The organism is Rahnella sp. Larv3_ips, assembly GCF_003697865.1.
GTDB classification, from domain to species: Bacteria; Pseudomonadota; Gammaproteobacteria; order Enterobacterales; family Enterobacteriaceae; genus Rahnella; species Rahnella rivi.
In genome coordinates this window covers 1,071,735-1,093,026 of the sequence record NZ_MJIB01000021.1, presented here as the reverse complement: position 1 = coordinate 1,093,026, position 21,292 = coordinate 1,071,735, and the positions used below count along the sequence as shown (strand labels likewise).

The following is a 21,292-nucleotide window of genomic DNA, read 5'->3' as shown; positions in this document are numbered from 1 at the left end:
TTGGTTTTCTCCAGAAATAAAAGTGCAAAATACAAAGGGGCGATGAATGATCACCGCCCTGCTTTCGAAATCGTTATCAGATTACTGTATGTGAAAAAGCTTAAGGCCGCGTTAAGCCTCAGCCTGGCTGCGTGGTAAAGCCCAGCTTTTTCAGCATCTCCGCGGTGGCCGGATCGTCACATATCACCCGTAAAGATGACCACTCGCGACGCTCTTCATAGAACTTACGCAGTTTGTCGAATTCACCCGCTTTTCCGGCGACACGGCGCAAAGGCCGGTCATCGCGGCGCACATCATACACTAAGTGAATAAGACGCAGCAGTTTGGCTTCACTCAGTGCACCGCGCAGCGCGACTTCAGCAAATTCTGGCGGCGGTAACAGCGAGGCCAGCGCCACGGTTTGCGGCTGACCGATAAACTGACTGAATGCCTCAAACACCTGCGTGGTGCCGCGCGCCTTGCCTTCCAGGCTGTAGCCTGCGATATGTGCCGTGCCGATAGCCACTTTTTCAAGCAGCGCCAGCGATAAATCAGGCTCCGGCTCCCAGACGTCGAGCACGGCGGTCAGCTTTTTCGTGCCGTTCAGCGCATCGAGCAGCGCGGCGTTATCCACCACTTCACCACGACAGGCGTTGATCAAAATACGGTCAGCCGGCAGGCGCGCCAGCAGATCGGCATCCACCAGATGATGGGTCGCGTAAGGGCCGGACGGGTTGAGCGGCGTGTGGATGGTCAGAATATCAGCGTCGGTGACCAGTTTTTCCAGCGGCCAGAATTCCCCTTCATCACCGCGATCGGCACGCGGGGGGTCGCATAACAGGGTGCGGACACCCAGCGCTTCCAGACGGGCATTGAGGCGTGAACCGACGTTACCCACGCCGATAATCCCGACGGTTTTATCGCGCAGCTGGAAACCATCGCGCTCTGCGAGGATCAGCAGTGAGGAGAACACGTATTCAACCACCGCAATGGCATTACAGCCCGGAGCGGCTGAGAAACCGATGCCCTGCGCAGCCAGCCAGGCATCATCAACGTGATCGGTCCCCGCTGTGGCTGTACCGACAAATTTCACCGGTTTGCCCGTCAGTAAACTTTCGTTCACCTTGGTCACCGAACGCACCATCAGCGCATCGGCATCGTTGAGCGCATCCTGCGGAACAGGACGGCCGGGAACAGCCTGCACAGTGCCCAGCCGGCTGAACAGCTCAACGGCATACGGCATATTTTCATCAACCAGGATTTTCACGTTTGACTCCGGCAACACGGCCTAAAGAAAGAATAGAAAATAAAGAAGACAGGGATTTTGCCACGTTCGTGGCGTTGATCCCAACTTTCAGGGCACAACTTTACCTGTCGTTACGAAAACGCTGCGGGGTGGTGCCGGAAATTTGCTGGAACATGGTGATGAACGCCGAAGACGAGCTGTATCCCACATCGTGAGCAACGTCCTGCACATTTTTTCCCTGCTCAAGTAACGAGATAGCATGTAAAAAACGCAACCGCTGACGCCATTGGGCAAAACTCATCCCCAGTTCCTGCTGGCAGCGGCGCGACAGCGTCCGTTCGGTGGTGTAAATCTTTGCCGCCCATTGCGCCAGCGGCGTGCTGTCAGCCGGATTCTTTTCCAGTGCGCTCAACACCTGCGACAACAATTTGTCTTCCGACGTCGGCAGATAGGTGTTTTGCCGGGGTGCCAGGCTGATTTGATCCAGCAACACGCGGCACATGCGCAGGTCCGTCTCCGTCTCCGGTTCCGTCAGTTTTCGCGAAAAACAGTCATCGGCAATCGCATTAAAAATCGCAGTGGGCGTTAACAGACAGGGGGCAGACGGCAGATTTTGGTCCAGTTCGGGAGCGATATCGATGGCGCAAAAGCGCGTCGTTTTGCGGTTATAACTCGAGTGCTCGGTGCCCGCCGGTAACCAGATGGCAAATTCGCGCGGCGCCAGATAGCGCTGCCCGGCCACCAGCATGGCAAGCACACCGGATTTGACGCAGATAATCTGGCTCCACGGATGCGAATGGCGCACATACTCCGAGTTGCCTGCCACGACTTCGCCGCGAAACAGCAGCGTGGTCGGCATTTTCTCCGGCAACGGCGGATAGTAACGTGGAGGAGGTGATGTGCGCTGAGCCGTGCCGCGTGGTGATGCCATAAAAGCCTTTTGTCTGTGACGGAAATCCCGCGCCAGCAGGTTGTCTGAATTACGCGAAGGGTTGTCTGATTATCGTTATATATAACAAATAAGACAATCGTACACTGGCGCAACGATTTACTGAGGGATGATTTGTCATGAATGTACTTTTTCCGCTGATGGCCGTGTTGATCTGGTCACTCAATGCCGTGGTCAGCAAGGCTTCCGCGACCGCCATTGATCCTGCTGCCATTTCTTTTTACCGCTGGCTGCTGGCGCTGCTGACACTGACACCTTTTGTCTTGCCCGGCCTGCTGCGTAACTTTCAGGCGGTGAAACAATACTGGTGGAAACTGCTGATCCTCGGCCTGCTGGGGATGGTGCTTTATCAAAGCCTGGCCTATTACGCCGCACACAGCGTCAGTGCGTTGTTCATGGGGATACTGAACTCGCTTATCCCGCTGCTGACCGTGGTGATCAGTCTGTTCCTGCTGAGCGTGGTGCCCACTGTCGGTATCGCGCTGGGCTGCATCATTTCTTTCGCCGGTCTGGTGTGGCTGGTCAGTGCGGGCGATCCGGCGCAACTGCTGCAACATGGGATTGGCAAAGGCGAGCTGATGATGTTTTGCGCCTCCGCGGCCTACGCGCTGTATGGCGTGCTGACCAAGCGCTGGGCGATCCCGCTGCCTAACTGGCAGTCGCTGTATGCGCAGATCGTTTTTGGCGTGTTACTGCTGCTGCCCAACTTCCTGCTGGCGAACGACGTCAGCCTGACGGTGCACAACATTCCGCTGGTGCTTTTTGCGGGGATTCCGGCCTCGATCATTGCGCCCTTTTTGTGGATCCAGGGCGTTATCCGCCTCGGTGCCAACAAAGCGTCCATTTTCATGAACCTGTCGCCGATTTTCACCGCCATTATCGCGGTGCTGTTCCTGCATGAGCATTTGCAGAGTTACCACATTATCGGCGGCGGCATTACGCTGGCCGGGGTGGTGATCGCCCAGCGGCTGCGCAAACCGCTGTTTGGCGGCGCCTGCCCTCCCGCAGAGAAATAACGCCACTGAACGTCACTGCTCTGCGCGAAAATCAGCAGAGCAGTGACTGATTTTTCGCTTTCGCGCCCCGCCAGACGTTTTTAACGCCCGTTTTGATAAATAATATTTCTAAGAATAGTCATCAGCCTGCCATTCACGGTGTCGATTAATAAACTTTGCAGGTATGATGAGGCGCTTCTGCGCTCTTGCGCCGCGCTTTGACTTTTCTTCCAGGTTCAGGCGACGTTTTAATTTCCAGCGAAGGACGGTGATATGCAACCTTTGAGCGGCCCGGGCATGCCGGTTGGCGACAACAGAACACAGCCTCAGGGTCAGACCGTTCCTGCTCAATCGGGTGGCGAACTGCCATTAACCCCGGCGCAGCGAACCACGCTGGAAAAGCTGATCGTAAAGCTGATGGCGCTGACGCCGATTAAATCTGCGGAGATCTGGGCCAACCTGCGCCACGACCTCGCTTTGCCGCACGACGCAGAGATCACCTCGTCGCAATTTCCTCAGGCGCAGACACTGCTGCAGGGAAAACTGACGCAGGCACAGGACAGCCACGCTTCGCGCCAGCTGATGCTGCAACTGACCGAGCTGCTGCCGCAGGGCAACAATCGTCAGGCAGTCAGCGATTTCATCCGTCAAAGTTTTGGCCACACCGTGCTCAGCCAGCTGACCCACCCGCAGTTGCAACAGGTGCTGGATCTCATTCAGACACGCCAGATGAATATTCCGCAGCCGCAGCAAACACCGGTCACCGATCGTCCTTTGCTGCCTGCCGAACACAATAACCTGCAGCAACTGGTCACCCGTCTCAGTGCGGCCACCGGTGAAGCGCCGGTGAAAGTGTGGCAGGAGCTGTTCAATCTGGTGGGCGTGAAAGTCGGCGATGCCATACCGGCGAAACACTTCCAGCTGCTGAGCCAGTTTATGCAGGTGAAAGCCTCACTGAGCCAGCAAACAACGCCACCGACGCTGACGACCCTGCTGAGCGTGCTTAAACAACCCGCCACGACGCAGGAAATTCGCCAGCTCACCGAATACGTGGAAAACCGCTTCAACGCGACGTTATCATCGCCCCTCACGCCGGTGCAGGTGAATGACCTGATTGGCGTACTGTTCAGCCAGCGCGTGGATCGCACGCCGCGCAGTGAAGAGATTGATGATCACTTCACTACCACGACGCGCACCGATCCCCAGCCGATCATGAATCCGCTGGTTGCGATGTTGCCGCCTTCCATGCAGGCGCTCGGCGGCAAGCCGCTGCTGTTTATCGCCTTTGTGGTGATTGTGCTTTTACTCTGGGCGCTGTTTTAAGCCCGCTTCGCTCCTGAACCTGCAAGGGTTCAGCACTCAGGCACAGCCGCAATCTTGCCGGGCGACGTGACGGGAATAGTCTCCCCGTTCCTCTCCCGTTGCCAGCGGATGCCGGTCGCGGATCCAGAAATCCAGCCCGCCAATCATCTCTTTTACCCGAAATCCGAGCTTAGCCAGCTTGTACGCGCCCTGTGTAGAACCGTTACAGCCAATCCCGTCACAATAAGTCACATACACCACCTCTTTACTGAGGGCAGCCGTGCTCTGAGCGGTCATCAGTTTATGTGGAAAACTCACCGCCCCCGGCACGTGCCCGCGTACATAATATTCAGCAGAACGGGTATCAATAACCACAATACCGGTGACACCATTTTGCAAATCTGCGGCTACATCGGCTGCGTCGGTGTAAAAACTCAGTTTTGACAGCAAATATGCAGCGCTGACTTCCGGTGACGGTGGCTCAAAAGCCAGAACATACGATGAATGCGACATATCTTCTCCTGTGAGATTTTCTTTGTTGAAAGCCGTTCCATCATCACCAATTTTGGTCTTATTATTGATGCCAATTTCAGCCCTATGATAAGACCCATTATGCCCAAAACGGATCGGCCTTCCGCCTTGATCACTTTGTTCGGAGATACCGCTGAGCGGGGTCATGCAGCGCCTGCCGGGCTGCGCGACCGCCTGTGTGCCGCACTGCGCAGCGCCATTCACAGCGGTGCGCTGATTGCCGGGGAGAGATTACCGTCATCCCGCCTGCTGGCCGCTGATCTGAACCTGTCGCGCATCACCGTGGAAGCGGCGTATGCCCAGACAGAAGCGGAAGGTTATCTTTATCGTCAAACGGGAAAAGGCACCTTTGTCAGCGCATCCCTTCCCCGCCCCGCAGCACCGCGCAAACAGGCCGTTATTGCCGTAAGCCCTCCGAGACTGTCTGCACGTGGACAAACCATTTTGGCCACCGGCGGGTGCCGCGATCCGCAATTCCCGCTGGCTTTTGCCGCCGGTTCGCCCGATCTGCGCGCATTCCCGCTCAAAACCTGGAAACAGCTGACCGCCAGGCAATTGCGCGTTCACGGCGAGCGTCTGCTGGGTTATGGCGATCCGCAGGGCTATTTACCCTTACGCGAAGCCATCGCCAGCTATCTGCAACAATCGCGCGGCGTGGTGTGTTCGGCAGAACAGATCCTGATCACCACCAGTTCGCAGCAGGCGCTGCAATTACTGGCGATGCTGCTTATCGATCCGGCCGATTGTGTCTGGCTGGAACAGCCCGGTTATCCGGGTGCACGCAACGCGTTTGCCAGTGCGGGCGCGGATATTTTTGCCGTTGCGGTTGACGGTGAAGGGATCGCGCCGGCGGCGAATTTACCCGTGCCGCGCCTGATGTATCTGACGCCGTCACATCACTACCCGACCGGCGTCAGCCTGAGTTTGCCGCGCCGCCTGCATCTGCTTGACTACGCTAAGCGTTACGGCAGCTGGATCATTGAGGACGACTACGACAGCGAGCTGCATTACGACGGACGCCCTCTTCCGGCCATGCAGGGGCTGGATAAACATCAGCAGGTCATTTATCTCGGCACGTTTTCGAAGGTTTTATTCCCTTCTTTGCGGCTGGCCTACGCCGTGCTGCCGCCAGCACTCGTCGGGCCAATGGTCACGATGCGCACGGTGAATGACGGACACTCTTCACAGCTGATGCAGGCGGTGACCGCTGAATTCATGCAAACGGGGCATTTCGCCGCCCACCTGCGTTTTTCCCGCCAGCTGTACCACAGCCGTCGTGATCATCTGCTTGAACACATTAAGCAAAAAATCAGCTGGCTGACACCGCAGGTTGCCGCTGGCGGTTTACAGCTTGCTGCCCGCCTTCCTGCCGGTCAGGAGTCACACCTGAGCACGCTGGCTGCACACGCCGGGGTGGAAACACCCCGCCTGTCGCCGTTATTTATGGATGTGCCAGGCTCTGCCGCCCGGCATCAGGACGGCTGGTTGCTGGGATTCTCCGCACTGACGCCTGCGGAAATCACGGCAGCCGTCAACCGGCTGGCGTCAATCAACGTTGCCGTTACTTCGCCAGCAGCGGCAGCAGCCACCACCCCGCCAGCCCGCTGAACAGCAGGAACGGGAAAGAGTAGTAATGAAACCTGAGCCAGATCTTTTTGTCATTCGCCATACGCAGGGCAATCAGATTGGCAAGCGAACCGATTGCCAGCCCGAAGCCTCCCGCGTTAACGGCGTAAGCCAGCAGCGGGCCGGACGGCAGATAGTTGATCATCAGGATCGTCGCAGGCACGTTGCTGATCACCTGTGAAAGCCCGATGCTCAGCAGATAATGTCCGTAATCGGGCAAACTGTGGATGTGGGTAAACGCGGGCTGCAAAGCATTCAGCCCGACCAGCAAACGCACATCAATAAACATCACGATAAACACCAGAATCAGCGGCCAGTCGATGCGCAGCAAAACGTTGCGTGCCAGCAACAGGAAGCACGCAATCACAGCCAGTAAACCGTAAAGTGCCAGCCCCAGATCCACACAGGCGATGAACACCACATACAGCACTGCGCAGCTGAAAAGCAGCCGTTTACGGAAAGGATATCCCTGATTACTTTCAAGCTTTTTCAGGCTGTGCGACGGAAAACAAAACCACGTCACCAGCAACAGTGCAGCCAGCGTCACCACCGCCAGCGGCGCCATCTGCCCGATAAAATGCAAAAATGACTGCCCGGACTTATTCCACAACAGGATGTTTTGCGGATTGCCGATAGGCGTGAGCAGGGATCCGGCATTCACTGCCAGCGCTTCGAAAATGATCAGCCGGGTCACCGGCAGCGATGTCAGTTTTTTTAGCGTAATCGTCAGCGGTATCACGATGAACAGCGCAACGTCATTGGTCATAAACGTTGAAAGCACCGCCGCCGCCATCACCAGAAACAGGGCCAGCCACCGCTCATTGTCGATGGCGTTAATCATCTTTCGGCCCACAAAATCAAAATAGCCGCTGACCTCCACGCCTTTGGTCAGCATCAGTAAACCGAGCAACGTGACGATGGTGTTCCAGTCAACAAACTGCGGGAACTGAGTGATTTTCTCCGGCTGGAACACGGTCAGAATGACGCCAAGCAGAATTAACAGATGCAAAAATCTGTCACGTAAAAAAGGTTTAACGACTGTGCCGAACGCTGCTATCAACATGGTTATTCTTCGCTGAACAAGATGCGCTGACGTTACCCGAAGAAATTCTCTCCTGCCAGCGCAAAAATGATTTCTCCGGGATGTCGCGCAAAAAAAACGAGGCTCATACAGAGCCTCGTCATCGGATTGCGGCGTATCCCGCAATGCTTTTATCTCATACCACTTTCCGCTTGCCGGTGAAAAAACAGACGCTACTCTTTCAGCACCCAGATGTGGTACTGGCCGTCTTTGAACTCTGCCCCTTCGAGCTCTTTTTCGAAGCCGGGGAATTTCTCGCCCCATTGCGCGATGCTGCGGATATAACTCAGCCACGGGTCGTTTTTGGCACCGAAACTTTCACCCGGCATGACGATAGGGATCCCCGGTGGATAAGGGATCACGCCGACCGCGGAGACGCGACCGGCCAGCTTGTCGAGGGTCAGATGCTCACAGCGCCCGGCCATGTGGTCCTGAAACGCAGCGCGCGGCAGTTTGACCGGTGTCGGGATTTTGCCGAAAGCGTCGGACTGCAGTTTGTCCATCTGGCTGGTTTTCATGTACGCGAACATCTCGTCGCAGAGATCTTTCAGCCCCATACCGGCATAGCGCGCGACGTTGGAGGAGGCCAGATCCGGCAGGCACAGCGTCAGCGGGCTGTTGTCGTCGTAATGCTGTTTGAACTCCAGCAGAACGTTGATCAGTGTGCCCCACTTGCCTTTGGTCACGCCGACCGAAAACAGACACAGCACCATAAAATCGGTGGTGCGCGAAGGGACAATGCCGTGCTGAGAAAGGAATGCCGTCACCATCGCCGCAGGAATGCCGTTTTCCAGCATCTTGCCGTCATCGCCCATGCCTGGCGCCAGAATACCGGCTTTGATCGGGTCGAGCATGCACCAGTCGTCGTCGAGCTGATCAAAACCGTGCCAGCTTTCGCCCGGTCTGAGCACCCAGCAAGACGGGTCTGTCGTCAGTTGTTCTTTGGAGGCATTAATGAACGGAATTTTTTTACCGGTTTTCACATCCAGCACGTCCGGCGCATTCCACGGCGAGAAGAACCATTCGCCCTGAGCGGAGAACGCTGCATGAACTTTTGCCAGCGCCATGCGGAAATCGACCGCTTCGTTGATCACTTCCTGAGTCAGCGATTCGCCCTGCTTGCCGTCCATCATCGCCGCGCCCACTTCATTGGCGGCAATAATGGCGTACAACGGCGACGTGGTGGCCTGCAACATGTAGGACTCGTTGAAGCGCGAATGCTCCACCGGTTTTTTACCGTTACGGATGTGGATGTAAGAAGCCTGAGAAAGCGCGGCCAGCAGTTTGTGCGTGGAGTGCGTGGCGAAAACCGTCGGGCCTTCAGGGTCGTGATCGGCCGGATTACCGCGCATGGCGTAACGATCGCGGTAGAACGGATTAAAGCGCGCATAGGCATACCAGGCTTCATCGAAGTGAATATTATCGACGCTCTTCGCCAGTAAATCCTGCGCCTGTTTGGCGTTGTAGCACATGCCGTCGTAAGTACAGTTGGTGACGACGGCATAAACCGGTTTCGGATCTGAGGCGAGTTTTTTCAGCGGATGTTCATCCATTTTCTGCTGGATGGACTCGGCCATAAACTGCGATTTGGGGATCGGCCCGATGATGCCAAAGCGGTTGCGCGTCGGGATGAAAAAGACCGGTATACCGCCGGTCATTACCAGCCCCTGCTCGATCGACTTATGGCAGTTACGGTCACACAGCGCGAACTGACCATCGCCTACCACCGCCGTCATGATCGCGCGGTTAGAGCCTGATGTGCCGTTAAGCACAGAGTAACTCTGGTGCGAGCCGAAAACCCGTGCGGCGTAGGTTTCAGATTCTTTAATCGGACCGCTGTGATCGAGTAATGAACCCAGCGCACCGCGCTCGATACCGGTATCGGTGCGGAACAGGTTTTCACCAAAGAAATCGAGAAACTCGCGCCCTACCGCTGTTTTGGTAAAGGCGACACCGCCCTGATGACCGGGTGCCGCCCACGAATATTCCGGAGAATATTTGGTGTAGTGAAACAATGCTTTGGTGAACGGCGGCAACAGCTGGTCATAATATTTATCGATCAGGGCAACAGAGCGTGCCGCGATAAACTCTGCGGTGTCCTCGTGCATCCAGACAAATTCGTTGACCATTTTCATGGTGTCGAGGGTCAGGGTGTCGATACAGGAGTGCTCCGCCATCAGCAGCACCGGCACGCCTTTGTTGCGGCGGCGGATCTCCTGCAGCAGCGCAAACGCCTGGCTGTGCGAAACATCGTCGTTGCCGCCGGAGGTCCAGTCGACAAACACGCAGCAGATAGAGGCATCAGACGTGATGGTCGCGATGCCGTCTTCAAAGGTGACGGCGGGGATCACCGTCAGGTTGGTGTCTTCCAGCGCTTCGATAAGTTCGCGCACGGCGCGGCCGTTCGCGGTATTAACCTCGGAAATATTGCTGTCAACCACCAGCACTTTACGTTTTTTATGGCGACTTAAATCGATCATAACCTTTCCTTTCCTCTTGAATTTCAAAATGTCAGGGAGCTAAAAACGGTCAGTCCAGTTCAAGCGGTTTGCCCAACGGATACGGGTTTTTATGACGACGGTTATAGTTGAAGCTGTACAGCGCGGTAATCACCATCAGCGCGATGAATGACCACATCACCTCTTCCGCGCCGGAGCCGACCACGGCCCATACGCAATACACAAAGGCGATCAGCGTTATAAAGCTGTACATTCCGGTGCGGTTGCCCAGATGACCATGCCCGACCAGCATCAGCGCGGCGCAGGTATACAGATACGGCACTAAGGTGAAAATGACGGAAACCGAGGAAACCAGGGCGAACTGTTCCGTGGCATCAGGAGAAATGGTCGATACCTGGAAGATAGTCATCAGGATACCCAGCACGATAAGACCTTTGACCGGTACCCCCTCTTTGTTGACCTTGGCAAATATCGGCGGGAACAATCCGTCATCGGCGGCGGCTTTTGCGGTCTGGCTGGCAAGTAACGTCCAGCCACCGAGTGAGCCCAGACACCCCGCAGCGGCGCAGAAGGTAACAATGGCCCCTGCCGTTTCGCCCATTGCCATCCTTGCGGCATCACCGAACGGCGACGTGGAGAGGCGCAGCGCCGCATTCGGGATCATGCCCATGATCGCGGTGGTCGAGAGCACGTAACAGACCGCAGCAATCAGCACGCCGCCAATGGTGGCAATCGGCACGTTGCGTTTCGGGTTTTTCACCACCGCCGCCGCGACCGAGGCGCTCTCTACGCCGATAAATGACCACAGCGTCACGCTCAGGGTGCTTTGAATCGCGCCAAAGGTGCTTTTTCCACTGACGTTCCAGGCCTCCATGTAAGTATCACTTTTGAACCAGAACCAGCCAAAAATGGCGATCGCCAGAATCGGGATCAGCGCCAGCACCGTCGCGACGGCCTGAACGCGGGTGATCATCTTCGCACCGACAATGTTGAGAATGACGAACAACCACAGCACGGCAACGCAGGTGAAGGTCAGAACCAGCGGCTCTTTTAAAATAGGGAAGAAGTAGCTGAGATAACCAACGCCGATCACCACCATCGCGATGTTACCGACCCAGCACGCCAGCCAGTAAAGCAGGTTGGTTTGATAACCCAGATAGGGGCCAAATGCCCTGCGCGCATAGGCGTAGGAGCCCCCTGCACTGTCATCAAGCGATGACATTTTGGCGTACACCATCGACAGCGCCAGCGCGCCAATAATCGTCACCAGCCAGCCATATATCGCTACCCCGCCAGTGGACGCCAGGTTGGCCGGCAGGAGGAAAACTCCCGAGCCCATGATATTCCCGGACACCATCAGGGTGACCGGAATTAACCCCACTTTGTGATCATCTGATTCAATAGCCATGAACAAACCCCTACATAAAGTAATGCATTAATTTACAAAGGAAATATTGAATAAAACAAAGACATTCTTCGGACTTTTCTGATGCAAGAATAAGACTAGTAGAGTTTTTGGCGGGCGTAATAAATAGCGCGATAATTTAAATAAATGGTTAATTATCACAAATATAAAAATCAGTTTTATCAGTGTGATATATGAAAATGAAAAAATGAGATTCAGAGGAAGGAGAGTAACGCCGGTGGTGCATCGCATCAGCACCACCGGAAATTTAAGATTAGTTCAGGTTACGGGTGCGGTACACCCTGCGCTCAGAGGTTGCCCAGCGGGCGATATCAATCAGCAGGAAAATGACCAGGCTGACGCCCATCACCGGCAATGAAATCGCAAGCCCCAGTGTGATCAAAAAGAGTGGGCATTGCAGGCTGAAAGGCACCGATTTCCAGGTTTGCATCAGCGTGATCACCGGGTTTACCCCGCCGCTGCTCACGTTTCTGCGCAACCACCACAGGCGATATCCCCAGGCAATCATCACGCAAAGCCCGGTACCAAACACCGCCAGAATCACCTGATTCCACAGGCCAAACAGAATACCCATGTGGGCATCCACGCCCCAGCGGGTCAATTTCGCCAGCAAAGGGAAATCGGCAAAACGGACGTGATCGACAATCCGCAGAGAGGTCGGATCGACAGAAACGGCATCCACCTGCGTCGGCCAGCTGCGATCGACTTCGGTCACCGTCCAGGCTTTACCGGGGGTATAGGCCGGGCGGATTTCAATTTTATTCGCCCCGATCCCTGACGCCCGCGCGGCCTGAACGACAGTATCAAAAGTATCGGGAGTGACCGGCACGGTTTCAGGTTTCTCGTGCATCGCATGACCAGACATCTCCATGCCCGGCATATCCGCCATGGTGGCGTGATGCTCAGCGTGCTCGTCAGCAGGCGCGGCCGGAGCGTCAGCCTCTAAGGCCGTGTTCACCGCCGGCGTCAGCCAGCCCATGTGCGCGCGCAGCACGCCAATATTATCCCCTGCCCACTGCGACCAGGTCAGACCCGTGGCTGAGAAAAACAGCAAACCGGCCATCAGCGCCAGCCCCAGCGTGCTGTGCCAGCGACGGCTGCGCTCCTGCTTCGCCACTTTTTCGCTCAGTTTTCGGGGCGAGCGGCGTTTCGGGCGGCCTGTCAGCCACAGGATTATGCCGCCGATTGCCGCAACCCATAGCCAGGAAGCCGCAAGCTCACTGTAAATACGCCCGGCATCGCCCAGCAGCAGGCCGCGATGTAAATCATCCAGCCAGGTGCGAAACGGTAAAATCCCGCTGGTGCCGTACACCGTCATATCGCCTTTTACCGCCAGCGTGGCGGGGTCGATAAAGATGGCGCGGCTTTTGGAAGCACCCAGTTGCGGATCGGAGAACATCACCCGCGTGGTATCGCCCTCATGAGGCGCAGGGCGGACGGCGTAAATTTTCGGATGCGGACCGGCCACCTTCACGGCAGCATCAATTTGTTGCGACAGCGGCTGCGCTTCCCCCTGAGAAGAGGTGAACAGCGCATCGGCGTACAGATAGTTTTCAAACTGCGGCGTGAGGACATACAGCGTGCCGGTCAGTGCAGCGACAAAAATAAACGGGCCGACGAACAGGCCGATATAAAAGTGTATGCGCTTGAGCAGCGCAAGAGATGCGGCTTTGACCGTCATTTTTTGAGAAACAGCAGGCTGGCTCATCAATCAGATTTCCTGAATTTTCCATAGCAAACACACAACGGTTACGCGGGTTAAGCGCCGTTATGTCGATAATTTTCATGTGAAGAGAAAAAGCTAAAGAAAATGAGGAGGCGCGCGGGGCTGGGAATCAGTGAAGAACAGCGAAGGAAAGAGACGTTGTATTACTGAACGCGAAGGCGCGCGGCCGGAATAAGCCCGCGACCACAGCATCGGCATGGCCTGTAAGTCGAGCATCGGCAGATGCACTAGCAACACGCAATAACCGCAGGCGGCATCGCTCATGTCACCGAACATCATCCTTTTGGCGATATCTTTCGGCGCAGACTGACAGGATAGCTTCTGACAATGTTCCGGCGAGTCATGGTGGTCAGGCATCATCATGCCAGCCATCTCACCCTCTGGCATGTCCATATCGGACATTACCATTCCCGGCATCATTGTGTGCTGCGCACCCTCAACCCCCTGTGATTTGGAAATCACCGGAGCAATAAACAACATCAGGATCGCCAGGATCCCAAGCCAGGCCGGGAAGCGCAGATGTCGATGATTGATGTGTCGGAGTGAGAGCATTATGTCAACAAAGTGAAAATAAGAAGCGGCGAAATTGTACCTGAATTGTTGAGGGATAACAGAAGGGATAAACAACAGACGTAAAAAAGCCCGTGTTAAACGGGCTTTTATTAGTGCTTAACGACAGGAATTATTTGTCGTTTTTCATCTTGCGCATAACCAGCGTGGCGTTAGTGCCGCCGAAACCGAAGCTGTTGGACATCACGGTCGTCAGCTCGCGCTGAGTTGGCTTAGTGATGATATCCATGCCTTCCGCTTTCTCATCGAGGTCTTCGATGTTGATGCTTGGCGCGATGAAGCCGTGCTCGGCCATCAGCAGGGTGTAAATCGCTTCCTGAACGCCTGCGGCACCCAGAGAGTGACCGGTCATGGCTTTGGTGGAAGAAAGCGCTGGCGTTTTATCGCCGAACACTTCACGGATCGCACCCAGTTCTTTCACGTCGCCGACCGGAGTAGAAGTCCCGTGCACGTTAACGTAATCGATAGGCGTATCCACGCCGTTCATTGCCATTTTCATGCAACGCACAGCGCCTTCACCGGATGGAGCCACCATGTCTGCGCCGTCAGAGGTTGCGCCGTAGCCAACGATTTCTGCGTAGATGTGCGCGCCACGTGCCAGAGCGTGTTCCAGCTCTTCCACGACAACCATACCGCCGCCGCCTGCGATAACAAAACCGTCACGGTTCTGATCGTAAGTACGGGAGGCTTTTTCAGGGGTTTCGTTGTAACGGGTAGACAGCGCGCCCATTGCATCGAATTCACAGGCCATTTCCCAGCACAGTTCTTCGCCGCCACCGGCAAAGACCACGTCCTGTTTGCCAAGCTGAATCATTTCTAACGCGTTACCAATGCAGTGAGCAGAGGTTGCGCAGGCAGAACTGATGGAATAGTTCACGCCACGGATTTTGAACGGGGTCGCCAGACAGGCTGAAACACCGGACGCCATCGCTTTGGTCACCATGTAAGGGCCAACGCCTTTCAGGCCTTTGGCACGCATACCGTCGGAACCCGCAACCTGGTTGCGCGGAGAACCGCCGCCGGAACCGGCGATAAGGCCGGTGCGGTCGTTGGACACCATTTCAGGGGTCAGACCGGAATCTTCAATCGCCTGTTGCATGGAAAGATAAGCGTAGATCGAGGCATCACTCATGAAACGCACAATCTTACGATCGATAAGGCCTGCGGTGTCTAATTTGACATCACCCCAGACGTGACTACGCATGCCGGCATCTTTCAGCTCTTGCGAGAAGGTGATCCCAGAGCGACCCTCTTGCAGAGATGCAAGAACTTCCTGCTTGTTGTTACCGATGCTCGAGATGATACCCAGGCCAGTAATCACTGCACGTTTCATTTAATACCTCTTGTACTATTCACCATTCGGGATTTCGTCACGCACTCTAGCGTACAGTTGTACGCCGAACAAGTCCGATCAGCAATTCCTTGTGTAAATCGTGGTAAATTTGCGCGGGGTCAAACGCAGGCGTAAACTCCGGCATCGCCTTGAACTGAGAGAGTTTCACGTGAGCCATAACCCGATCACACCCGCTGAATTAAGCTGGAACGAACAGGGTACACCTGTTTCCCGACATTTTGATGACGTCTACTTTTCCAATCAGGACGGCTTACTGGAAACACGCCATGTCTTCCTGAATGGCAATCATTTTCCGGCACGTTTTGCCGATCACCCGCGCCCGCTTTGCATCATTGCGGAAACCGGATTCGGTACCGGACTGAATTTCCTGACGTTGTGGCAGACCTTCGAGGCGTTCCACTCTGAGAACCCTGAGGCCACCCTGCAACGGCTGCATTTCATCAGCTACGAAAAATTTCCGCTATCCGCCCGCGACCTTATCGCTGCCCATGCACAATGGCCGGAACTGGCTGACTACTCCGCCGAACTCTGCGAACAATGGCCGATGCCCTTTGCCGGATGCCATCGTTTGCTGCTGGCCGGTGGGCGTATCACGCTCGACCTGTGGTTCGGCGACGTGACTACCCTGCTTCCGGCATGTGACACCAGTATGAATCAGCAGGTCGATGCCTGGTTCCTCGACGGCTTTGCGCCCTCGAAAAACCCGGACATGTGGACACCTGAGCTTTTCAACGCCATGGCAAAAATGACTCGTCCGCAAGGGACCTTTGCCACTTTCACCGTCGCGGGCATAGTCCGCCGTGGCCTGCAGGAAGCCGGTTTTGACATCAGCAAAGTGCCGGGCTTCGGTGAAAAGCGCCATATGTTATCCGGTGTTTTACCGGCAGAAATTGATGTTCCTCATCCTGCCCCGTGGTATTTACGTCCTGCGGCGAAAAATGCCATAGAGTTTGCAGTTTTAGGCGGCGGCGTTGCCAGCGCCGTGCTTTCACTGGCACTTTTGCGCCGTGGCTATGCAGTCACGCTGTACTGCGCCGATGAAAAACCGGCGCTCGGGGCCTCCGGCAACCGTCAGGGCGCGGTTTATCCGTTGCTTAATGGCCGTGGCGATACGCTGGAAAACTTTTTCGCCCAGGCCTTCACCTTTGCCCGGCGCCAGTACGCGCAGCTTGAAACGCTGAATGTACCTTTCGACCACGGCTGGAGCGGCGTGACGCAGCTCGGTTATGACGAAAAAAGTCAGGGCAAAATTGACGGCATACTCAAAGGCGGCTGGCCGGAAGAACTGGCAAAAGGGCTGAGTGAAGAAGACGTGGAAGCGTTGTGCGGATTACCGTGCGGCAGCGGCGGCGTGACCTATCCGCTCGGCGCGTGGCTGTGCCCGGCAGAACTGACCGCATCGCTGATTTCTCTTGCCGAAACCCAGGGCTTAACGGTGCATTATTACCAGCGCGCGACCGCATTAGAATTTGACGCTAATTCGCAATGGGCGCTGACCTTTGCTGACGGCCATGTCGCCCGACATCAGGGTGTTGTGCTGGCGAACGGCGCAGACATTACCGATTTCAGTCAGACAGAAAAACTGCCGGTTTATGCCGTCAGCGGCCAGGTGTCGCATATTCCGACCACACCGGCGCTGAGCAAGCTGACGCAGGTGTTGTGTTATGACGGCTACATGACGCCGGTCAGCCCGCAGAATCAGCACCATTGTATTGGTGCAAGCTATCACCGCGCCGACAAATGCACGGATTACCGTGACGGCGATCAGCAGGAAAACCGCCAGCGTCTCATCAGGTGTCTGCCGGATCAGCAATGGCCGCATGACGTGGATGTCAGTGAAGGCGAAGCGCGAAACGGCGTGCGTTGCGCGACCCGGGACCATCTGCCGATGATCGGCTCGGTGGCTGATTATGATGCGCTGCTGGAGAGTTATCAGACGCTAGATCTCGACATTAAACGCCACCGCCCGGTAGCGCCGGCGCCGGTGTATGAAAATCTGTTTCTGTTTGGTGCGCTCGGTTCACGCGGGCTGAGTTCTGCGCCGCTCGGGGCAGAAATACTGGCGGCGCAGATTGCCGGTGAACCGCTGCCGCTCGACAGCGAAACGCTGGCGGCCCTCAATCCGAACCGCATGTGGGTCAGAAAATTACTGAAAGGCCGTCCGGTGGAATCACACTAAGCAGGTTTCAGACCTGACTTTGGGTAAATAAAAAAGCGCAGCCGGTTCACCCTGGCTGCGCTTTTTTTTACTGAAAGGGGATTATTGTGGCAAGGAAGCCTGATAAAGATTTTCCCACATGCCCTGAACCAGTGCCTGATCGCGCGGCGATAATTCGCCGGCGCGGATAGCCTTATCCAGTCCGTCCTGAACACGAATTTTCAGCGCTTCGGCGGTGTGTTCACCGTTCTCTTCCGCTTCTGCTACCGCGACCGTCAGATGGCCCCGCAGATAGCCACTGGCAAACAGTTCGTCGTCGCTGGCGCTTTCGACCATGTCGTCAATCAGCGTTAAAATCCGCGTTTCAAATTCTGCGATCATTACTCTTCCTCTCGTGTCCGGTATTGAGTCTTTTATTCGATCGGCTGCAACGCAGGGAAGTCTGCAGGCGTCAAAGGGGCGGTATTGTAAAACGATTGTAACGCTTTAATAAAGCGCGAAGGTCTTTCCGGAATGCCCTGCTCCAGCATACGCAGCACTTCTGCACGCACTTTATTCTGGAAACCGACGCGGTCAGGCTCGCAATCGCCGCTCAGATTGTCGCAACTGACGTTAAACGCAAAACCCGCTGCCGCGCAGAACAACCATTCATAGGATTGCGGTTTGATTTCGACTTTCTCAAACTCGCTCTGCGTCTGGGCATCACGGCCGTCCGGGCAGTACCAGTAACCGAAATCAACCAGTTTGTGGCGTTCCGCACCCGCGACGCACCAGTGAGAGATTTCATGCATTCCGCTGGCGTAATAACCGTGGGCAAAAACGATGCGGTTAAACGGCTCCTGCTCATCCGCAGGCAGATAGATCGGCTCGTCATCGCCTTTAATCAGGCGCACGTTAAATTCCTCAAAGAAGCAGGAATCAAAAATGTCGATCAATTGATGATAGTTATGTGTTGCAGTCGAATCAGACATAATTGCTGTGAAACTCGTTAAAGTAAGATCAGGGGCGACAATATACCCCTGATTGAATGGCGTATTTCATGACTTCGGGCAAGCATTCTGCTGCTGGTAAAATTATAAATGCAGACTTAGCCAGTGCATGATTTCGGTACCGTGATTGTCGTAAATCAGCTTGCAACTCATCACCACGGACACGGTCACCACCATCGGGCGGATCATCTTCTGCCCTTTGCTCAGCACCATCCGCGCACCAAGACGCGCACCGATAAACTGCCCGGCCATCATCACAAATCCCAGCACCCACACCACTTTGCCGCCGAGTATGAAGAACAGCAGGCCGCCGAAGTTGGAGGTGAAATTCAGGACTTTTGCGTGTGCCGTGGCTTTAGCGAGGTTAAACCCACATAAAGTCACAAAACCCAGCGCGTAGAACGAGCCCGCACCGGGGCCGAAAAATCCATCATAAAAACCGACACAACCGCCGCCGACCAGCGCATACGGCAACGCATTCAGGCGTCTGGCGCGATCGCTTTCGCCCAGACGGGGCGTCAGCAGGAAATACAAACCAATGCAGATAATCAGCAGAGGCAGAATCTGACGCAGCATGTCGGCGCGCAGATGCTGAATCAGGATTGCACCAATCACCGAACCGACAAAGGTGCAGGCGATATTGAGCTTTTGATCGTTGAGGTCCACCACCCCGCGCCGCACAAAATAGAGGCTGGCGGAAAATGATCCGCCAATGGATGACAGCTTGTTGGTGGCAATGGCCTGCGCGGGGGAAACCCCCGCCGCCAGCAGTGCGGGCAGGCTAATAAGCCCGCCGCCCCCGGCAATGGAATCAATGAAACCGGCAAACAGTGCAACGAAAAATAAGACGATTAATACCCACGGTGCAACGATCAGCCAGTCCATTCATTTCACTCAACAAGATGAAGTCAAAATCGTACAGGCCAGTTAAAGCTGACCAACATGTTTATCCAGCAGCGCCTGACAGGTTGGCGGCAACGGAGGTGGCTCGCTTTTCACTGAAGTGCCGCTTCCCGGTTTTGGCGGCAGGAACCAGCTTTGCAGCTCAGCGCCACAGCCATCTCCCGGAGGAGGTGGTGCCTGATTGTCGCATTCCAGGCTTCCGGCCGGGCAGCTCAGGCGCACATGCATATGCGCACGATGGCCGAACCACGGACGCACTTTGTGCAGCCATTCACGATCGGTTCCCGCATCGAGGCAAAGCTGTTGCTTGATCGCCGGGTTGACGAAAATGCGTACCACCTCTTGATCCTGCGCGGCCATCTTGATCAGCGTTTCGATCCGCGGCTGCCACTGGCCTGGCACAACGGATTTACCGTTAGCACTGACCAGATCGATAGGCTGCGGTTTGAGCAACATCTGTTCGCTCCAGCGCTGACGCGGCAGTTGCAGCCAGATATCCACATCCAGCCCGGACTGATGGCTGGCGTGACCGCTGCTGAAACGTCCGCCCGCGGGCATCGCCATATCGCCGACCAGCATGGTGCCCAGGCCTTTCTCACGCGCCTGAGTGCCCAGACGGGTGATAAACGCCAGCAAATCCGGCTGCCCGAAATAGCGGCGCTGATCGGTTCGCATCACCTGATAATCCGGTGAATTGAGCGGCAGTGGTTGCGCACCAATCTGACATCCGTTGGCGTAGCTGCCTATGGCCTGAGGCGCGCCGGAAATCGGTTGGGTAATTTTCTGCCACGGCGTTGCCGCCAGAGCAGGCGCGCAAAGCGCGAGCACCAGAAGACTGGCGCAGGCGGCTTTCAACGCAGGAACAGGGCGTAAAAGTTTCATCGAAGGGTTACCAGCGTGGCACGGTGGAATGAACGTCGCCGTTCTGAGCGCGCTGACGCAGTAAGTGATCCATCAGCACAATCGCCATCATCGCTTCCGCAATGGGTACAGCACGGATGCCGACGCACGGATCATGACGCCCTTTGGTGATCATCTCGACCTGCTCGCCTTCACGGTTGATGGTGCGCCCCGGAACGGTGATGCTGGACGTAGGTTTCAGCGCCAGATGCGCAACCACCGGCTGGCCGCTGCTGATCCCGCCGAGAATACCGCCCGCATGATTGCTTTCGAAACCGGTCGGCGTAATTTCGTCACGGTTTTCGCTGCCGCGTTTGTTAACCACGGCAAACCCATCGCCAATTTCAACGCCTTTCACCGCGTTGATGCTCATCAGCGCATGCGCCAGATCTGCATCCAGACGGTCAAACACCGGCTCGCCCAGGCCGACCGGTACATGATCTGCCACAACAGTAATTTTGGCACCGATGGAATCGCCTTCTTTTTTCAGCGCGCGCATCAGTTCGTCCAGTGCTTCGAGCTTGCTTTCATCCGGGCAGAAGAACGGGTTGGTTTCGACCAGATCCCAGTCTTTCAGTTCGCAGGTGATATCGCCCATCTGGGACATATACCCGCGCACTTTCACGCCGAATTTTTCCAGCAGATATTTCTTCGCCACGGCACCTGCGGCCACGCGCATTGCGGTTTCGCGGGCAGAAGAACGGCCACCGCCACGATAATCGCGCACGCCGTATTTTTGTTCGTAGGTGTAATCCGCATGTCCCGGACGGAACACGTCCTTGATGGCGCTGTAATCCTGTGAGCGCTGATCGGTATTCTGGATGATCAGGCCGATGCTGGTGCCGGTGGTCACGCCTTCGAACACGCCGGACAAAATTTTCACTTCGTCGGCTTCGCGGCGCTGCGTGGTGTAACGCGAGGTGCCAGGGCGACGCCTGTCGAGATCGTGCTGCAGATCTGCTTCGGTCAGCGCAATACCCGGCGGCACGCCGTCAATAATACAGCCCAGTGCCACACCGTGGGATTCGCCAAACGTGGTGACGCGGAAAAACTGCCCAATACTGTTCCCTGCCATCACGGCTCCTTACCATTATGTTG

The 21,292-nt window shown here is 55.8% G+C and carries 18 protein-coding genes; 4 read left to right on the top strand and 14 right to left on the bottom strand.

The genetic code is table 11. The features are described 5' to 3' along the window. Positions 1 to 118 precede the first annotated feature (118 nt). Both pdxB and ED901_RS24615 read right to left on the bottom strand, forming a co-directional pair. On the bottom strand, positions 119 to 1,246 hold the full coding sequence (gene pdxB / locus ED901_RS24620) for a 4-phosphoerythronate dehydrogenase PdxB (protein WP_122097526.1): 1,128 nt from the start codon (positions 1,244 to 1,246) through the stop codon (positions 119 to 121). A 100-nt stretch (positions 1,247 to 1,346) separates the two neighbouring features. Next, complete coding sequence (locus ED901_RS24615; protein WP_371414340.1) at positions 1,347 to 2,156, bottom strand: helix-turn-helix domain-containing protein; 810 nt, start codon at positions 2,154 to 2,156, stop codon at positions 1,347 to 1,349. Positions 2,157 to 2,293: 137 nt separating this feature from the next. Here ED901_RS24615 and ED901_RS24610 point away from each other — a divergent pair, with 137 nt between their 5' ends. Both ED901_RS24610 and flk read left to right on the top strand, forming a co-directional pair. Beyond that, the gene (locus tag ED901_RS24610; protein WP_056782150.1) at positions 2,294 to 3,190 is read left to right on the top strand and encodes a DMT family transporter; all 897 of its coding nucleotides are present in this window, start codon (positions 2,294 to 2,296) and stop codon (positions 3,188 to 3,190) included. Between the two features lie 252 nt (positions 3,191 to 3,442). Next, the gene (flk, locus tag ED901_RS24605) at positions 3,443 to 4,492 is read left to right on the top strand and encodes a flagella biosynthesis regulator Flk (protein WP_122097525.1); all 1,050 of its coding nucleotides are present in this window, start codon (positions 3,443 to 3,445) and stop codon (positions 4,490 to 4,492) included. Positions 4,493 to 4,528: 36 nt separating this feature from the next. Here the strand turns inward: flk and ED901_RS24600 are convergent, their stop codons facing one another. Further along, positions 4,529 to 4,984: a rhodanese-like domain-containing protein gene (locus ED901_RS24600; protein WP_122097524.1), complete on the bottom strand. Its 456-nt coding sequence runs from the start codon at positions 4,982 to 4,984 to the stop codon at positions 4,529 to 4,531. An 84-nt stretch (positions 4,985 to 5,068) separates the two neighbouring features. Here ED901_RS24600 and ED901_RS24595 point away from each other — a divergent pair, with 84 nt between their 5' ends. Next, positions 5,069 to 6,610 carry a PLP-dependent aminotransferase family protein gene (locus ED901_RS24595; protein WP_122097523.1) on the top strand — a complete coding sequence of 514 codons (1,542 nt, stop codon included), beginning with the start codon at positions 5,069 to 5,071 and terminating at the stop codon, positions 6,608 to 6,610. Here the strand turns inward: ED901_RS24595 and ED901_RS24590 are convergent. From ED901_RS24590 to fabB, 6 genes are all read right to left on the bottom strand, one after another. Continuing rightward, positions 6,564 to 7,691 carry an SLC13 family permease gene (locus ED901_RS24590; protein ID WP_122097522.1) on the bottom strand — a complete coding sequence of 376 codons (1,128 nt, stop codon included), beginning with the start codon at positions 7,689 to 7,691 and terminating at the stop codon, positions 6,564 to 6,566. The two genes, ED901_RS24595 and ED901_RS24590, sit on opposite strands and share 47 nt — an antisense overlap. 191 nt (positions 7,692 to 7,882) lie before the next feature. Then, complete coding sequence (locus ED901_RS24585; RefSeq protein ID WP_122097521.1) at positions 7,883 to 10,189, bottom strand: Orn/Lys/Arg decarboxylase N-terminal domain-containing protein; 2,307 nt, start codon at positions 10,187 to 10,189, stop codon at positions 7,883 to 7,885. Positions 10,190 to 10,238: 49 nt separating this feature from the next. Then, positions 10,239 to 11,576 (bottom strand): arginine/agmatine antiporter, encoded by a 1,338-nt coding sequence (gene adiC / locus ED901_RS24580; protein WP_056782139.1) that lies wholly within the window; start codon positions 11,574 to 11,576, stop codon positions 10,239 to 10,241. 271 nt (positions 11,577 to 11,847) lie between these two features. Continuing rightward, positions 11,848 to 13,302, bottom strand: a complete 1,455-nt coding sequence (locus tag ED901_RS24575) for a PepSY domain-containing protein (protein WP_122097520.1) — start codon at positions 13,300 to 13,302, stop codon at positions 11,848 to 11,850. Between the two features lie 93 nt (positions 13,303 to 13,395). Next, positions 13,396 to 13,872, bottom strand: coding sequence for a DUF2946 domain-containing protein (locus ED901_RS24570; protein WP_122097606.1), 477 nt, complete (start codon positions 13,870 to 13,872; stop codon positions 13,396 to 13,398). 130 nt (positions 13,873 to 14,002) lie between these two features. After that, on the bottom strand, positions 14,003 to 15,223 hold the full coding sequence (gene fabB, locus ED901_RS24565; RefSeq protein WP_056782131.1) for a beta-ketoacyl-ACP synthase I: 1,221 nt from the start codon (positions 15,221 to 15,223) through the stop codon (positions 14,003 to 14,005). 169 nt (positions 15,224 to 15,392) lie between these two features. Here fabB and mnmC point away from each other — a divergent pair, with 169 nt between their 5' ends. Beyond that, positions 15,393 to 17,423: a bifunctional tRNA (5-methylaminomethyl-2-thiouridine)(34)-methyltransferase MnmD/FAD-dependent 5-carboxymethylaminomethyl-2-thiouridine(34) oxidoreductase MnmC gene (gene mnmC, locus ED901_RS24560; RefSeq protein WP_122097519.1), complete on the top strand. Its 2,031-nt coding sequence runs from the start codon at positions 15,393 to 15,395 to the stop codon at positions 17,421 to 17,423. An 81-nt stretch (positions 17,424 to 17,504) separates the two neighbouring features. Here the strand turns inward: mnmC and ED901_RS24555 are convergent, their stop codons facing one another. From ED901_RS24555 to aroC, 5 genes are all read right to left on the bottom strand, one after another. Continuing rightward, entirely contained in the window at positions 17,505 to 17,783 is a 279-nt protein-coding gene (locus tag ED901_RS24555) for a YfcL family protein (protein ID WP_056782127.1), read from the bottom strand. 32 nt (positions 17,784 to 17,815) lie between these two features. Next, a complete protein-coding gene (locus ED901_RS24550; RefSeq protein WP_056782125.1) occupies positions 17,816 to 18,373 on the bottom strand; it encodes an elongation factor P hydroxylase in 558 nt (185 codons plus the stop codon). Positions 18,374 to 18,475: 102 nt separating this feature from the next. Next, complete coding sequence (locus tag ED901_RS24545; RefSeq protein ID WP_056782123.1) at positions 18,476 to 19,276, bottom strand: sulfite exporter TauE/SafE family protein; 801 nt, start codon at positions 19,274 to 19,276, stop codon at positions 18,476 to 18,478. 42 nt (positions 19,277 to 19,318) lie between these two features. Further along, positions 19,319 to 20,176, bottom strand: coding sequence for a penicillin-insensitive murein endopeptidase (gene mepA / locus ED901_RS24540; protein ID WP_240994012.1), 858 nt, complete (start codon positions 20,174 to 20,176; stop codon positions 19,319 to 19,321). A gap of 7 nt (positions 20,177 to 20,183) precedes the next feature. Beyond that, the gene (gene aroC, locus ED901_RS24535) at positions 20,184 to 21,269 is read right to left on the bottom strand and encodes a chorismate synthase (RefSeq protein WP_056782117.1); all 1,086 of its coding nucleotides are present in this window, start codon (positions 21,267 to 21,269) and stop codon (positions 20,184 to 20,186) included. Positions 21,270 to 21,292 lie beyond the last annotated feature (23 nt).